16 protein-coding genes and 2 pseudogenes are annotated in these 14,813 nt (G+C 31.5%); 10 read left to right on the top strand and 8 right to left on the bottom strand.

Annotation, left to right across the window (positions count from 1 at the left end; genetic code table 11):
* Positions 1-36: 36 nt before the first annotated feature.
* Both F5ESL0228_RS03360 and F5ESL0228_RS03355 read left to right on the top strand, forming a co-directional pair.
* Positions 37-1,389, top strand: a complete 1,353-nt coding sequence (locus F5ESL0228_RS03360; protein WP_122022844.1) for a Mur ligase family protein — start codon at positions 37-39, stop codon at positions 1,387-1,389.
* Positions 1,390-1,587: 198 nt separating this feature from the next.
* Positions 1,588-1,842, top strand: coding sequence for a helix-turn-helix domain-containing protein (locus tag F5ESL0228_RS03355; RefSeq protein WP_122022843.1), 255 nt, complete (start codon positions 1,588-1,590; stop codon positions 1,840-1,842).
* Positions 1,843-2,292: 450 nt separating this feature from the next.
* On the opposite strand, the gene F5ESL0228_RS08295 is transcribed toward F5ESL0228_RS03355, so the two are convergent.
* The 8 genes and pseudogenes from F5ESL0228_RS08295 to F5ESL0228_RS03320 form a co-directional block, all read right to left on the bottom strand.
* Positions 2,293-2,457, bottom strand: a complete 165-nt coding sequence (locus tag F5ESL0228_RS08295) for a hypothetical protein (protein WP_158592478.1) — start codon at positions 2,455-2,457, stop codon at positions 2,293-2,295.
* Between the two features lie 168 nt (positions 2,458-2,625).
* Positions 2,626-3,987, bottom strand: coding sequence for an MFS transporter (locus F5ESL0228_RS03350; protein WP_233553523.1), 1,362 nt, complete (start codon positions 3,985-3,987; stop codon positions 2,626-2,628).
* A 154-nt stretch (positions 3,988-4,141) separates the two neighbouring features.
* Positions 4,142-4,285: pseudogene (locus F5ESL0228_RS08610) on the bottom strand (hypothetical protein); the annotation flags it as partial.
* A gap of 944 nt (positions 4,286-5,229) precedes the next feature.
* Positions 5,230-5,511: a type II toxin-antitoxin system YafQ family toxin gene (locus F5ESL0228_RS03345; RefSeq protein ID WP_122018043.1), complete on the bottom strand. Its 282-nt coding sequence runs from the start codon at positions 5,509-5,511 to the stop codon at positions 5,230-5,232.
* The gene (locus F5ESL0228_RS03340) at positions 5,508-5,777 is read right to left on the bottom strand and encodes a type II toxin-antitoxin system RelB/DinJ family antitoxin (protein WP_122018042.1); all 270 of its coding nucleotides are present in this window, start codon (positions 5,775-5,777) and stop codon (positions 5,508-5,510) included. Before F5ESL0228_RS03340 ends, F5ESL0228_RS03345 begins: the two co-directional genes overlap by 4 nt.
* Before the next feature lie 875 nt (positions 5,778-6,652).
* Positions 6,653-6,784 (bottom strand): annotated as a pseudogene (locus F5ESL0228_RS08450) (site-specific integrase); the annotation flags it as partial.
* A 430-nt stretch (positions 6,785-7,214) separates the two neighbouring features.
* Positions 7,215-8,354, bottom strand: a complete 1,140-nt coding sequence (locus tag F5ESL0228_RS03325) for a site-specific integrase (RefSeq protein WP_122022841.1) — start codon at positions 8,352-8,354, stop codon at positions 7,215-7,217.
* A 131-nt stretch (positions 8,355-8,485) separates the two neighbouring features.
* A complete protein-coding gene (locus F5ESL0228_RS03320; RefSeq protein ID WP_122022840.1) occupies positions 8,486-9,481 on the bottom strand; it encodes a helix-turn-helix transcriptional regulator in 996 nt (331 codons plus the stop codon).
* A gap of 155 nt (positions 9,482-9,636) precedes the next feature.
* Between F5ESL0228_RS03320 and F5ESL0228_RS03315 the strand changes: the two genes are divergently transcribed.
* The 8 genes from F5ESL0228_RS03315 (at position 9,637) to F5ESL0228_RS08290 (ending at position 13,941) form a co-directional block, all read left to right on the top strand.
* Complete coding sequence (locus tag F5ESL0228_RS03315) at positions 9,637-9,819, top strand: helix-turn-helix domain-containing protein (RefSeq protein WP_122022839.1); 183 nt, start codon at positions 9,637-9,639, stop codon at positions 9,817-9,819.
* 91 nt (positions 9,820-9,910) lie between these two features.
* Positions 9,911-10,366: an antA/AntB antirepressor family protein gene (locus F5ESL0228_RS03310; RefSeq protein ID WP_122022838.1), complete on the top strand. Its 456-nt coding sequence runs from the start codon at positions 9,911-9,913 to the stop codon at positions 10,364-10,366.
* Complete coding sequence (locus tag F5ESL0228_RS03305; RefSeq protein ID WP_122022837.1) at positions 10,363-10,611, top strand: hypothetical protein; 249 nt, start codon at positions 10,363-10,365, stop codon at positions 10,609-10,611. The genes F5ESL0228_RS03310 and F5ESL0228_RS03305 overlap by 4 nt, the downstream gene beginning before the upstream one ends.
* 5 nt (positions 10,612-10,616) lie before the next feature.
* Positions 10,617-10,937, top strand: coding sequence for a hypothetical protein (locus F5ESL0228_RS03300; RefSeq protein ID WP_122022836.1), 321 nt, complete (start codon positions 10,617-10,619; stop codon positions 10,935-10,937).
* A gap of 3 nt (positions 10,938-10,940) precedes the next feature.
* Positions 10,941-11,207 carry a DNA-binding protein gene (locus F5ESL0228_RS03295; protein WP_122022835.1) on the top strand — a complete coding sequence of 89 codons (267 nt, stop codon included), beginning with the start codon at positions 10,941-10,943 and terminating at the stop codon, positions 11,205-11,207.
* Positions 11,208-11,303: 96 nt separating this feature from the next.
* Entirely contained in the window at positions 11,304-12,086 is a 783-nt protein-coding gene (locus F5ESL0228_RS03290; RefSeq protein ID WP_122022834.1) for a bifunctional DNA primase/polymerase, read from the top strand.
* Complete coding sequence (locus F5ESL0228_RS03285) at positions 12,086-13,516, top strand: phage/plasmid primase, P4 family (RefSeq protein ID WP_122022833.1); 1,431 nt, start codon at positions 12,086-12,088, stop codon at positions 13,514-13,516. Before F5ESL0228_RS03290 ends, F5ESL0228_RS03285 begins: the two co-directional genes overlap by 1 nt.
* A 287-nt stretch (positions 13,517-13,803) precedes the next feature.
* On the top strand, positions 13,804-13,941 hold the full coding sequence (locus F5ESL0228_RS08290; RefSeq protein WP_158592477.1) for a hypothetical protein: 138 nt from the start codon (positions 13,804-13,806) through the stop codon (positions 13,939-13,941).
* Positions 13,942-14,813 lie beyond the last annotated feature (872 nt).

Genomic DNA, 14,813 nt, shown 5'->3' with positions numbered 1-14,813 from the left:
CTATAGTTGATAATGATTTTAAAGTGAGGGATAAATATGAAATTAAAATCTTTATTAGCTAAATTTGTTGGCAAATCTAGTTATTGGTTTCTCCATAATTTTCTTAAAGGCGGAACTAGCTTTCCTGGCAAGTTAGCAATGAAAATTGATCCTAAAGTGCTTAATACATTAGCAAGTAATTATGAAACAATTATTGTTACCGGAACAAATGGAAAAACGATGACTACTGCTTTAATTGTAGAATCCTTGAGAGAAAAATATGGTGATGTTCTAACTAATCCATCTGGTTCTAACATGCAACAAGGAATCGTAACAGCCTTTTTAGCTCATAAAAAAAATAAATCTGCACGCAAGATTGCTGTTTTAGAGGTTGACGAAGCCAATGTTAAAATGGTAACCGAATTACTCCATCCGAGTTGTTTTGTTTTGACCAATATTTTTCGTGATCAAATGGATCGCTACGGAGAAATTTATACTACTTATGAAAAAATTATTGATGGCATTAAACTTGCACCACAAGCAACAGTAATTGCAAATGGGGATGCTAGTATTTTTTCTTCAGTAGAATTATCCAATCCTAAAGTTTTCTTTGGTTTTAATTTGCCCAGTGATCAACAAGAACATGACATAAAGGCTCCAGTTAACACAGACGGCGTTTTATGCCCCAAGTGTAATCACATTTTACACTATCATGATCGTATCTATGCCAATTTGGGTGACTTCTTCTGTCCTAACTGTAATTACCACCGTCCTAATTTGGACTACTCAGTTAATGAAATTACTTCTCAAACGCCAAATAGCCTTAATTTTAAAATGGGTAGTAAAAGTTACAACATTAATATTGGTGGTACTTACAACATATATAATGCCTTAGCAGCCTATTCCGTTGCTCGCTACTTTAAGCTAACAGATGCTGAAGTAGCGAATGCTTTCGCTAAAAACAAGCGTGTTTTTGGTCGACAAGAACTTATCAACTATTACGGTAAAGAAATTGACTTAATTTTAGTTAAAAATCCTGTTGGTCTTGATGAAGTATTACATATGCTGAATACGGAAAACAAAGATTATACTTTAGTTACTCTTTTAAACGCTAATCATGCAGATGGAATTGACACTTCATGGATTTGGGATGGTCAGTTTGAAGATTTAAATTGTGACCAAATTAAAAAAGTTATAGTTGGTGGCGACCGCTGGCATGATATGGGATTTAGATTAGAAGTTGCTGGCTTTGATCCAGCAAAAATGCTTACCTGCACTAATAATGAAGAAGTAATCGATCAATTAAGTAAGGCACCTACCCAAAAAATTTATATTTTATCAACATACACCGCCTTACTATCATTACGTAAAACAATGGCCGAAAAGAAAATTATTGAAGCTGGAATGTAAAGCATTATATTTTAAAAAATTATATGATAATTTGAGGTTAACCCTCTAGATTGGAGCGAAAATCCATCTGGAGGGTTTTACTGTGGTTAAATTTACTATTGCACAAAAATTACAGGAGCTTAACGTAATTAAATAGGTTACAATAGCCGTTATGCGGCTCAAATAATTGAGGCTGGGTCACATCAAATAATCGCGACAATGGGTTTGCAATACCAGTATTTGGGGGTACAAGGCTTAAACTGGAGAAAAGAACATAATGAGACCTATCAAAATACTGCCATTCACTTCAAAATTGCCACGCCTAGCTTAATTGCGCATTGGCAAAAAAGTTTTGATAAAAGCCGACTTGATGCACTCTTTACCAAACGAGGCCGACCACCGATGAAAAAATCAGTTAAATATACCAGTAGCGAGTTATCTGAATTAGAGCGCCTACGCATAGAAAATCACTAGCTCCACATTGAAAACGATTACTTAAAAAAGTCAAAGCCTTAGCTCGGTGCAAAGACGTTCAACGCAAGAAGAACGAACCATCATCAAAGAGCTAAGGCATGAGCATGATTATCAACTACATGAGCTGTTGTGCTATAGCTTTCTAGCCAAGAGTACCTATGAGTATCACCCGCGCAGCCGGCAGAAAAGATACAATGACCAGGCTTTATTGTCACTGATCAAAGTAGCCAAAAAGCGTAATCCTAGCCTTTGGCTACCTGCCCATGACCGCTATGTTAAAAATTAAATATGGTCTGCTGATAAACCATAAACGTGTTTACCGGCTTAATGAAAGAACATAATCTGCGAGCAGGCAAGTATGATTCATCAAAAGGTCCTCAAGTCAAAAAGGTCAAGAACCGCTTCCACCAAAAGTTTATAACCAATCGGCATCCTGGACATACTTATCTTCTATTGAGAGTGGTAATGAACATCAATATTTTTAGAATAGGACATATGTTGAATAATATTAAAAATCATGTCTTTATTTTCTTGAGATACTTTTTGACTGATTAATAATGAATTAATTTCTTGAAGTGACTTAGTTATATTAGAAGATAGCCTTTCGTCAATCACATCATGTAAATAACCCGTAGCTTCAATAATAAAAAGACTAGTTTTATTATTGCCGTAGTTACATACATTTTTTCCAGAATAGCTACTCTAGACGCATGTTAAAAATCATGTCCTGTTGCATCATCATACATTTTTTCTTTTGCAAATTTTATTATATTTTCTATTTAGTCATTTTTTATCTCTTAAAATTATTGTTGTACAAAATATTAAAACTATTATCGATAAAAAGAACAAAACTTTAAAGTTAATCTTTAGACCAGCTAATGTTCCATTTATAAAATTAAAATAATCGTTTTGTGTAAATGTTAAAATTGAGGCTGCTATTGCTGTTCCCATTGCTCCAGAATATGATTGTGCAGTCATATAGATTACATTGCCATCATTGGTTGATTGAATAGGTAAATTTGCTAAGCTTCTTGTCATAATATTACTATACGACAAACCCAATCCAAACATAAAAATTGAATAAATTATAATCAGATTAATTGGTGCAATTGATATAATATTTGCTAATAGAAAAGAGACACAAATAAGTCCTTCTCCTAACAAGATTGGAAAATCATGATTTAATTTATCATAAATTATTCCAGCAACTGCTGACATTATGGCATCAATTACTGCTGCTGGTAATACAAGCAAGCCCGTTTTTGCCGTTGATAAATGAAATATTATTTCTAAAACATTCGGCATTAAATATGACATGCTTAATGACATTAACTGTAGTAGAAAAAAAGAAATCAGAAATATATCAAATTGTCGATTTTTAAGCAAAGATATATCAATAATATAATTTTTATTATTTTTTTCAAAATAAATAAAGAGAATACAACAAATAATAGCAGTTATCAATAAAACAATACGATAATTACTTTTACTTGCTGTACTAACTATTAATAATAGTGTAGTTATTAATAAACCAGTTAAAGTAATACCACCACGATAGTCAAAAGAAATACTAAAAACATTAAATTTTTGCGTAATACTAAATTCACCTAATAGCCAAATAACTAATATTATAGGTATTATTAGTATAAATAAAGTTTGCCAACTATAATACTTTAAAACAATTCCACCATAAACTGGACCAATTGCAGGGGCAAAAGCAATTACTAAACTTCCTAGTCCCATAAAAAAGCCTACTTTCTTTTTAGGAGATTGCTCTAAAATAATTGAAAACATTAATGGTAAGCCAATACCATCAGCAATTCCTTGGATAATTCGACCACATAGAAGCAAGAAAAAGCTTGAAGTAACTCCCGCTAAAACTGTTCCAATTAAAAAACTAATTATTGCTACTCTAAACAACGTAATTGCACGAAATCGCTTTCTTAGATATGCTCCGAAAGGTATAATTACAGTAGAAACTAACATGTACCCAGTTGTTAACCACTGGACTGTGCTAGCGGGAATTTTAAACTTTACCATTAATTTTGGAAAAGCAATATTAAGCGCTGTTTCAATTACAATACCCAAAAAACTTAGTGTTCCAATTGCAACAATTGACATAATTAATTTTTGATTTTTTCTCAATAAAATCTACTCTCCTTTTTATCACTTATACTCCACAACATATTGTACTTTAATTATAAGCTAAATACAATATGTTGAAAAAGTTATTATTCTTATGCTTTAGCATGATTATCAATCCGGTTCCTTTTTTCAGCACAAAAACCAAAAAAATAAATCAAAGCTTTTCCAAAAGAAGTACTTGATTTATCTTTTTGTCTAAAAATAAATTTTTTACATTTTCTACTATAACAATACCGTGCAAAGTATAGGTTTTTCCAGGAATTGATTCCTTATAAGAAACTGTATCTTGGATAATTTTCCCATCTGTTTGTTGTAATTACTTACCACCAGTTTCATTTTTATTGTTCAATGATCTCAATTATATCGTTCGGACATACTTCAATAATATGTAAACCTGTACTTAATTGAAAGTTTGATGGACTTTCTTTCATAATGGTTAATATGTTTTGATTCTAGTTTTATCTTTAAGAACATAGCTGATACATAAAGCAACACTTACCTCATTACGACTGCTAGTAGTTTCAATTAAAGATAGGAATTCTTTATCCATTTTAAGTACAAGTGCTTTAAATAAAACTAAATCACTTATTGTATGCTGCTTTTTAAAGGGATAGGTATACTTTAATATTTAAATTAAAAGTTTTACTTGTTATTGTAAATTTAATTATTAAGTTATTATTTTTAATTACTTTTTCTTGTAAAATTTCATTTTGTCCATTCCAAGAGCGATAATAGTGATCTGGAAGTTTAGAAATTACCAACATTCTTATCACCTTTCTGTACAATTTTATAGCTTTTATTAATTCCTTTTCTTTTAGCAATAGGATCATTAAGAGTAGCTTTTAAGATTAATGTCAAAGCCATCTTGAGCAAAAAGACGATAACCCAGATATTGAGGAGCATCAATATGAATTAACATGTAAGGCATAGAAGACATGTTCAAAAGCAGATAATTTTAATTTACATCGGGCTTGAATCATAGTAGATGAGATAATACCCTACAGTAAAGAATTATCAAGTGTCTGGGAAAAAACTTAATTAAAAAAGAACGTTGGTTTTCAATGCTAACGTTCTTTTTTAATATAAATAATTTAATCGGATTATACTGCAGAAACTTTGTCTAAACGAAAAATGCTTCGATAAAGTTCGAGTTTTGCAGATTCTTTTAAAATACATTTCTTAAAATTTTGTTTTTTTCCCAGGAACTCTTTATTCACTATATTTATTAGAATACTTTATAGATTATTTTCCAAACAACTGGGAAAGGCTACCAAGTCGAACAGTTACTAGCACAAATTCTTGTTCAAAAATCTCATAGACTAACAACCAATCTGGTTCAATATGGCATTCTCTAGTACCTTTAAAATTTCCTGTTAAAGCATGGTCATGTAAACTTGTTGCAAGATCCTCACCATCAGCAATTTTCTCAATTACCTTATATAGTTCATTTAAGCTTTTGCCTTGCTTTTTAGCAAGTTTAATATCCTTTTTGAATTGTGAGGTAAATTTAATTTGATATTTCATTTTTCAAGTGCGTTTTTCAGGTCTGCAATATTACTATACGATTCAACAGTAGGATCATTTGCAATTTTTGAAGCTTCTTTAATAGCTGCTAAAGTTATATCGCCTTGACTTAATTTTAAATCAAAAGGTAGACCATTATCTCTTATACTTTTTCTAAGAAATAGGTTCACTGCAGTTGTCATATTTAAACCTAATTCGCTAAATATTCTTTCTGCTTCCCCTTTGATTTCTTTATCAATACGAATATTTAAATTCACAGAACTCATAATAAAACCTCTCTTCCATTTCATTGCAATATATGTCTAATTACTATATATTGTAATGCTTTTTGCTAATAAATGTAATTAATTTGATTTTTATGCATTTATATTATTTTTGTTTTAAGGTAATCATTTAAATAACTATCTTCCGATAAATCCACTGCTATTTGTTCGTAATCTATAACTTCATAGTAAAATATACCACCTTTATGCCATGCATCTCTAACTACATATGAAATAAAAACATTCTGAACACCTCTTCTAATTTTGTTAAGCGTAAAATTATCTTTTACTAGAGGAATTATCCCATCAGTCATTAAATCAATAAAGTTAATAGGATTTAATGGTAGCTGTCAATGGACTATTTTTTCGTTGAATTTTTTATAAATATCTTTATTTATTTCATTAACAATAGAATGTCCTGGTCTTTTATACAAAAAACGTCGACCCATCCTTTTTTTAATTATCACCTTTTTACTAAATCTATTAGGCTTTAGTTTTTAATAGTTAGAGAACTCGACTATTCGGTATCATAGGTTATATTTCCACTTCTTAGATATATAATTTCACCTTTCTATACAATTTTATGGCTTTTATTAATTCCTTCTCTTTTAAATTAGTTCATATGTTAAATGTATCAAGTCAAACCAATTAATTCAGGAAAACTATAGAAAGGCAAGATTCCGAATTAATGCTTTTTACTAAAGCCGTTGAGATCATCGATGATAAATGACATAGTAAAAAGAAAGTTGTAAAAAATATTATTCGTGATGATGTAATGCTGAGAGGACGATTCTAAGAAACTTTTTGCTCACTTGCATTGATAATTTTTAACCGTACATGTTCTTAAATTACAATTTTATATTTTTAAGTAAAAATTTTTAGCCAAAATCTACTAAATAAAGAATGTTTTCACGTTCTTCTTGATCAAGTCCAAGATAAGCTAGAATCATTTGTTCTGACGAATGATTCAATAGTTTCATTACTAAGGCGATATTATGATTTAATCTCTTGCATCATTATTTAATTGGCTCCTTTTATGTATCATAATTTAAAAATAAAAGAAAGCGTTATTTAGAGGATTTTTTTAATACTGTCGCAAAATACGACTGAACAATTCAATACCATTTAGTTATTAGTAAGGTTTACGACGATTTAACTTAAACAAATAGGCTATAAACAATTTAACACCTTAAAGGGATGCACTAAATTTTGCACCGACTTATGCTTTTTCGACTGATTTCAGTTAATTTCAAAAAATAAAAATGCCTTAGTATCAACGTTTTAAGCTAGTTGAAACTAAGACAAATCGCAATTATTGGGATATCCGGGATAGCATTGTAAATGCTATAAACCTTGATATAACAATGCTTTTAGTAAGCTTTTTGAAATGTTGTAACCTAATGTTGTAACCTAGCTATTTTTCATTCGGTAACTACTTAATTATCCGTTCATATAATTACTTAATTTTTGTACCGCTTTGTTTTGATGCTGTTTAGAAACATGAGTGTAAATATCCATTGTGGTTTTAATTGACTTATGCCCCAACCTCGTTTGTACATCTTTCATAGAAACACCTGCTTCAAACAATAGTGAAGCATTAGTGTGCCTAAAACCGTGAATAGTAATTCTTCTAAGATGGGCTTTTTGACAAATAGCCTTATTCCAGTTAACCAAGCAGCCATCACTCAAAGGGATGTTCTCATATCCACGATTAAAAACCACCCTTTCACCATTAATACTGATAACCACCTGCTGTTTACGCTGCTCCTGTTGCCATTGCTTTAGTATGTTTGCTGTACTATCATCAATGGCTATTTTTCTGTAACTGCTACTTGTTTTCGGTGTCTGTACAATAACCTTATTGTTTATACCCTTAGTAAGTGTCCGTTTAACACTAACCACGTTCTCGTTAAAGTCAATATCAGACCATTTAAGCGCTAAGGCTTCCCCACGGCGTAAACCAGTATAAGCTAACAGCCTAAACAACGTAAACGCCTTTAGATTGTAGCTTTGAGCGCATTGTAAGAACCTGTTCAATTCATCTTTGGTGTAAAAATTGTTAAATTCCTTATGCACATTCTTAACTTTAGGACGTACAATATTTTTCATTGGATTCTTACTGATTATTTCTAGTTTAATTGCATAATCAATTGCATCACTACAATAAAAAATATATTTCTTATAAGTTCCAGGTGCATCCCTAAACCACTTATTTACAGCTTTCTGACATTGTATTACACTTAGCTTATCAATATAAATATTACCTAGCGCCTTTACTACATGAGCATTAACAATTCGTTTCGTGGTAGCAAAGGTGCTTTCTTTTACTGTCGGTTGATACACTTTCAACCACATATTTATTATTTCAGACAGTTTGAATCGACGTTCATTGATTGGCTTGTATTCTCCACTATCAATAGCAAGCTGTAATTTTAAATACTCCTCACGGGCTTCCTTTAGGCTTTTAAAGCCTTTTTTTCTTACCATTAGTGTTCTACCTGTACTGGTATCTTTACCAGCATACAGGCTGAATTTATATCGTTTCTTACCTGTTTTTGTTTCGTATTCAATTATGTTCATAGCTTAGTTACCTCTTTTGTTCTGTAATGCAAAGGTAGACTAATCAAAGTATCCTAATCTATGTTTATGAGGTGGTAAGAAACTTTATAAAGGGATGTATAACGTAACGTTTCGTGACGTATTAGTTATTTTTAAAAATTATTTGACTTCATTTCGTATTTTGAGACTAAGTATTTATTTAATTCTTTATATTCTCCACCTGTTTCCATTAAATATTCGCTATACACTTCAAGCAAATCAGATTCATAATCATGGTTAATTATGTAATCACGAAATTTAATATCATCATGCTTTAATTTTTCGATAATTTGAGAAATATATTTATCATCTCCAGGTTCATAGTCATTACTATTTTTATAAGATAAAATCAAACTCTTTATATATTTATACGTCTGTTCAATTCCATCATCCACTTTAAAATTATCTACTTTTTCTTTTATTTCCTTTATTAATTCATAGTAATCATTAATTGCAACCTTAGCAGATGCTAAATCATAATAGCTAATTTTATCAATAGTTTCTTTTCTCAAGTCTTCTTCTTTAATATCAAAATTGTTTTTATAAAAAGCACCTAAAGTAGTTAATCCTGTCTCTTTTAGCATTTGTGGGGTGTTTTCTACACAAATCATAAAGCGAAAAGCAGCCACTCTAGCATGAAATGATTCAGATTGATTATCTCCAGTTTTCTTCATACTTTTAAATTCTGGGTCAATCAAAATATCTTTAAAATGTTTAAACCAATACTCTATTATTTCTCCACTTAAAGAATCCTTCTTACCGTTAAATTTATATAATTTCTTAAGAGGCAAATCATTGCTAGTTATTTGAACATACTTATCTATAACATCTGAAAAGAACCAATTATCTCTATCAGATTTTGTTTTTAAAGCATCTTCAAAATATTTCTTATTAATAATTTCTATAATTTCATTAGTGCTAAAAATTAATCCTTGAATATAAGGAACTGATACCTTAAAGAAATTAGCTAATTTTTGCCACGTCTCTATTTTAGGCTCGGTCTTGTTATTTTCATAATTACTATAAGTGCCACGTTTTATACCAGTTTTTGCTTCTATGTCGTCAAGGGTTAGCTTCCTTTGATTTCTAAGCTCTTTTAGTCTATTCATATTATTAACTCCTATTGCTTAACACATTTTAACATCAATTATTCAAAAATAAATATTTAAATCTAAAAAAATTAGATATTGACATCTAAGAAACTTAGATATATTATTTTAATATTGAAATCTAAGAAACTTAGATTAAATGAAAGGAGAATTTTATGACTACTAATTTTTTTAATTATAAAGATGCAATGAAATATTTAGGGATTAAATCACCTATTACGTTGCGCAATTATATAAATCAAGGTTTACCTGTCATTGAAATTGGTAATTCTAAGAAGATTAGTAAAGATTCAATAGATGAATTCATGAAAGAACATCAAAAAGTGATTAGCAAATAGAAAGGAACGACAATACAGGAACTGATTTCAGTACAGTTGGACAAAAACGTCCAATAGCAAAGTGAGTAAGAAGCAGAAAGGAGCATGACAAATGCAGGAACTAATTAAAATTCATATTAAAGATGGTCAACAGCTTGTTAGCGCAAGAGATCTACACAAGGCATTAAAAATCAAGAAACGTTTTAGTGTATGGGTAAAACAAAATTTTAAATTATTTGAAGAAGATATAGATTTTACCAGTGCTCTTTTGAGTACACCCTATAACAAAGCTTATCCTGAAGCAGGTTCACAGAAGTTACAGGATTATGACCTAACTTTAGATATGGCCAAACAGCTATGTATGATTAGCCGAACTGAAAAGGGAAAACAATATCGTAATTACTTAATTAAAATTGAACGTCAAATGCGTGATCCTAACGAAATAATAAAGCGTGGTTACGATATTTTACAAGGTAAAACTGAAATAGATGTTCAAGAATTAAGTCCTGAATTACAAGGATTTAGGCAGATATTAGATAAGCAGATAGCAAAGGAGTTACAAGAATGAAGAAAACAGTAAAAGACATAGAAAAATTAGACAAAGGACTAATTAAGGCATCCCTACAAAGCAACAATTTACTTAATGCAGTTAAATTATTGCTTGAAAAATTGCATAACATACAAACGCCTGAAGACATGACCTGTTCAGATTTTGAAGAACTCTATTCCCTAGCTGACATGATTAAAGTGTATTCAGAACATCAGCTTAATGGCATTAATCATACAGAAATGCTAATTGATTTTGAGGTATAACCAGCATGAAAGAAATCAGACATTTACGACGCCCTAAAAGAGAGACGCATTCCAGCATAAACAAAAACGCAATTAAGCAAGCAATAATTATTTTTAGAGCTTTAAAACATAATCAATTTGAGGATTATCAAAAAGCAATTCAATCATTGGCCAAAGATGATGATTTAACCTTTGAAGAACAGAGCTTTCAAGTCATGAGTGCTATTTACAAGGTAGGTTTTAAACATATCGAAAATATGAATAACAAGAATGCTATTTGTAATGTTCCACTATCAGAGGTGGATAAGCTAACAGCAGTGTTCGCTAATAATCTCAAGGAGCAATAAATTATGAAAGACACAGATATTAAAGACACTATCGTTAGGACAATCAAGGACACCCTTAACCACCCCAAGCCCTATTTAAATCGCCGTGAGATAGCTAAATATTTCGGTGTGGCTGATTCAACCATTAGTTATTGGGCTACTTTAGGGATGCCTGTAGCCGTTATTGACGGACGTAAATTATACGGCAAAGAAAGCATTACCGAGTGGTTAAAGTCAAAAGAGCAAAGAAAAAACCCGAAACTGTTGCAAGCAGTATCGGGTAATGAATAATTTCTCACCAAAAATTATTACATAAGAGATTATAAACCAAACATGCAAAGGTAGGCTAATCAAAATATTCTAATCTCTAAAGAAAATGAGGTATTTATGCTAGTTAATTACGCTATTAAATATGCAGAACATGGCTTTTCAGTAATCCCAATTGGTCAAAATAAGCGACCATTGATTAAATTTGCTGATAGACCACCCTTAACAGTAGAACAAATTAAACAAATATGGGCTAAATATCCGAATGCCAATATTGCACTTAAGACCGAGCAATTTTTTGTCATTGATGTTGATTGTCACGGTAATAACGTGGATGGCTTAAATTCAATCAGAGAGCTTAATCATCCTGAATGGTTTAAAGATACCTTGACCGAGAAAACAGCTAACAACGGGCGTCATTTCTTTTTTAAAAAGCCTAAAAATTTTAATATTAGCCAAAACATTGGTTTCTTACCAAGTGTTGATTTAAAAGCGCATCCCAATAACTACATAGTTGTAGCACCTAGTCAGATTAACGGTAAACCTTATCAATGGCTTAATCATTACCCTATTAAGGCAGCACCGCAAGGCTTAATTAGGCTAATTCAGAGCAAGCAGCAAGCTAAAGGCACCTTTTATACAACTAACTACACCAACAGTAATAAAACCAAAACAGCGCAGCTTTTTGAAATGATTACTAACGGTTTGGGGGATATTGGCAATCGTAATGATACCTTAACTAGCTTTATAGGTGGTTTGTTATACCGTGGTGTTGACCCCTATTCAGCAACTGAATTAGCCCGCATTGCTAACGAGCACACTCCCGACCCATTACCTGAAAAAGAAGTCATTAAGACAGTTAATTCAGTAGCAAAGAAAGAAAACAGGAGGTGTTTACGTTAATGACAGAAGAAAAACTTAATACAACAGAACTAAACAAAATAAAAGAAAGACAAAACTGCCCATCCGTCTCATGGATTTACAGAGAAGAAGAAAGTGGTAAACGTAAAGTAGACATCCCTAAACTAGGTAAAACTATCTTAGCTGAACATAACTGTTTAATCGTTGAAAACAGTGACAAAGAAGACTTTTACGAATATAACGAGAAATTGCACTATTGGGAGCAACGCAATATTAAAAGCCTAAAAAGCGTTGTTACTAGCCTATTAAATAAACAGGGAATGTGGAGAGATAAAACAGCTAGAGATGCCTTTCACTTTATTAGTGACAGTATTAAGCGGGTTAAATGGGCTGATACATTCGGTAAAATTCAAGGCAATTACTTTAACTTTAAAAATGGTGTTTGGGATTGGGATGCTATGCAGTTAATTCCCCACGACCCTAAATATTATTTTACATTTTGCACTGATTACGACTTAATCGTTTATGACATTGCCAAGGCTGAACAAGAAGCTAAAAATGCAGACCATAAAAAGAATAGACCATTAGAAACAGAGAAGTGGTTAGCATTATCTCTAGGCGAAAATATTACGCCAATGATGGAATTTATCGGTTATACATTTTATCCCAGTTATAAACCTATTCAGGCATTTATATTAATAATTGGCAATGGGGGTGACGGCAAAACAACATTTGCAAGATACCTAACAAATTTATTAGTTCAAAGTAATGTTGCTCATGTTCCTATGGAAAATTTAACGGATGATAAAAGCAATAATTTTAGTCTCTCTGAGCTATTTGGAAAATGGCTTAATATCCACGATGATATTTCCAAATCATTCATCAGGAACCCTGCAATTATTAAAACTTTAACTGGTGGTGGTGAAATGAACGCTTCAGTTAAAAATCGAAGTGATATTACTTTCTCTAATCATGCCAAATTATTATTTATAGGTAATGAGGAACCGAGTTTCTCTGATACTACTAACGGATTTAAACGCAGAGCTTACGTAATTAATTTTAATCATATTGATAATTTTGATAAAAATATAAGTATGGCCAAAGTTAAACAAGAACGTGGCAAATTTGTTTATACCTGCCTGTATTATGCAAAAAAAGCAATGAACAAACATGAATTAACTCAAACCACCTCTATTATTCAAACAAGAAAAAAGTGGCTAACTGATAATGACTTAGTTCAACAATTCCTCAATGAAAACTACATCCAAGTTGATGATTCTAAAATCAATCAAAATGAACTATATCGAGACTATAGAGAATGGTGTGATAACAATGGAACCAAACCACTCTCTAATATTAAATTGAAAAATGAATTAGAGCGTAAGGGAATAACAACACTTACTAAACGTCCTTGGAATTCAAATGGTAAAAGACCACGTGTTACTTATTACGTTAATCTCAGTCCAAAATAAAATATTGATATATCAACGATAGTCCATACCCGTCCATTTACAGACCAAAACGAAAGCAACTGTAATCTCTTGTGAGAGTATGTATAGTCCAATAGTCCATATTATTTTTAATAATACTTAGTAATATAAATATATATATAATACATAGTATATATGTGTGTAGTAGTTTTTAGAAAAAAAGTGGACTATTGGACTAAGCCTTACAGCTGTAAGGAATACGGCTATTTTATTGTTAGGGACTGTACCGGACTAAAATGGTACATAATCAAAATTAAGAGGTAAAAACAATGAAAGAAGAAAAAATAACTAAAGATAGTGATGCAACATTATTAGCTCGAGGAGCTGACGGACGCATTTATATGATTTCTGGAACAATTCAGCAATGGAAAGAAATAGCTGGAATAGATTTATTAACTAGCAACTAAGGATTGCTCACACTGATTTAAATATAGAAGTGGTTAATTTTGACCACTTCTTTTTTATGCCTTATTTTATGCTAACAAATGCTAACATTTTCTATACTTAGTATGCAGCGTACCTAAAACAGGAACGGAGCTTAAAAAAGCTGGTACAGAGGGAATATTAGACAGCATCCCTTGCAATAATAAATACCGTGAGTGCACCCTCAATGAAATTTTTTGTGTGCACTTTGCACACATCTTTTAATTGCATTAATCCTTATATAGCAGTATTTGTAGCCATTATCTTTGCACCCTAATTGTGAACAATTGTGACATAATTAAAATTAAGAGGTAAAAACAAAGATGGGCTCAAAATTGAGCCGATGAAAATCATCATTTAGCCTATCGTATTTCACGACAAACCTTACATATCAGCAATCATATTTTAAATACCCCCGCCCCACTTGTCGTTAAGAGAGCAACCACATGATGCTGTCTTCTCTTTCAAAAACTGAATTCGAAATATTTTAAGGTGGGGGGCTGTGGGTAATTATTTATACTGTATAGGTAGTGCACACACGCACCCCCCTATCTATTAATTAAAAAGTGGCTTTACTTTGAAGATACTTTTAGGACATGGGGCCAATTTTGAGCCCATCTTTTCTATCAAATAAAATTTTTTGCAATTTATTTAAAACTCTAAACTCTATGGTTGTGAACCATCGAGTCTAATCACTTTGCTTCTGGTCAAACAAATTATGACGTTCCAATTCAGGACGCCCTAATTCAGGGCTCCCTTAAATAACTATTGCTACAACTACACTCATTAAATATCTCTAAGTGGCTCAGACCCACTTAGAAATTCGTTATGACTGTGACCCATTTCGAAATAAATT

It is taken from the genome of Lactobacillus sp. ESL0228 (assembly GCF_003692825.1).
GTDB lineage: Bacteria > Bacillota > Bacilli > Lactobacillales > Lactobacillaceae > Lactobacillus.
This window is presented reverse-complemented; position numbering and strand designations above follow the sequence as displayed.

Coding starts and splice junctions, on each gene's coding strand:
- F5ESL0228_RS03290 (WP_122022834.1), top strand. CDS start 11,304: ATGCTAGTTAATTACGCTATTAAATATGCAGAACATGGCTTTTCAGTA.
- F5ESL0228_RS03315 (WP_122022839.1), top strand. CDS start 9,637: ATGACTACTAATTTTTTTAATTATAAAGATGCAATGAAATATTTAGGG.
- F5ESL0228_RS03325 (WP_122022841.1), bottom strand. CDS start 8,354: ATGAACATAATTGAATACGAAACAAAAACAGGTAAGAAACGATATAAA.
- F5ESL0228_RS08290 (WP_158592477.1), top strand. CDS start 13,804: ATGAAAGAAGAAAAAATAACTAAAGATAGTGATGCAACATTATTAGCT.
- F5ESL0228_RS03320 (WP_122022840.1), bottom strand. CDS start 9,481: ATGAATAGACTAAAAGAGCTTAGAAATCAAAGGAAGCTAACCCTTGAC.
- F5ESL0228_RS03305 (WP_122022837.1), top strand. CDS start 10,363: ATGAAGAAAACAGTAAAAGACATAGAAAAATTAGACAAAGGACTAATT.
- F5ESL0228_RS03345 (WP_122018043.1), bottom strand. CDS start 5,511: ATGAAATATCAAATTAAATTTACCTCACAATTCAAAAAGGATATTAAA.
- F5ESL0228_RS03295 (WP_122022835.1), top strand. CDS start 10,941: ATGAAAGACACAGATATTAAAGACACTATCGTTAGGACAATCAAGGAC.
- F5ESL0228_RS03300 (WP_122022836.1), top strand. CDS start 10,617: ATGAAAGAAATCAGACATTTACGACGCCCTAAAAGAGAGACGCATTCC.
- F5ESL0228_RS03340 (WP_122018042.1), bottom strand. CDS start 5,777: ATGAGTTCTGTGAATTTAAATATTCGTATTGATAAAGAAATCAAAGGG.
- F5ESL0228_RS03310 (WP_122022838.1), top strand. CDS start 9,911: ATGCAGGAACTAATTAAAATTCATATTAAAGATGGTCAACAGCTTGTT.
- F5ESL0228_RS03355 (WP_122022843.1), top strand. CDS start 1,588: ATGGGTTTGCAATACCAGTATTTGGGGGTACAAGGCTTAAACTGGAGA.
- F5ESL0228_RS03285 (WP_122022833.1), top strand. CDS start 12,086: ATGACAGAAGAAAAACTTAATACAACAGAACTAAACAAAATAAAAGAA.
- F5ESL0228_RS03360 (WP_122022844.1), top strand. CDS start 37: ATGAAATTAAAATCTTTATTAGCTAAATTTGTTGGCAAATCTAGTTAT.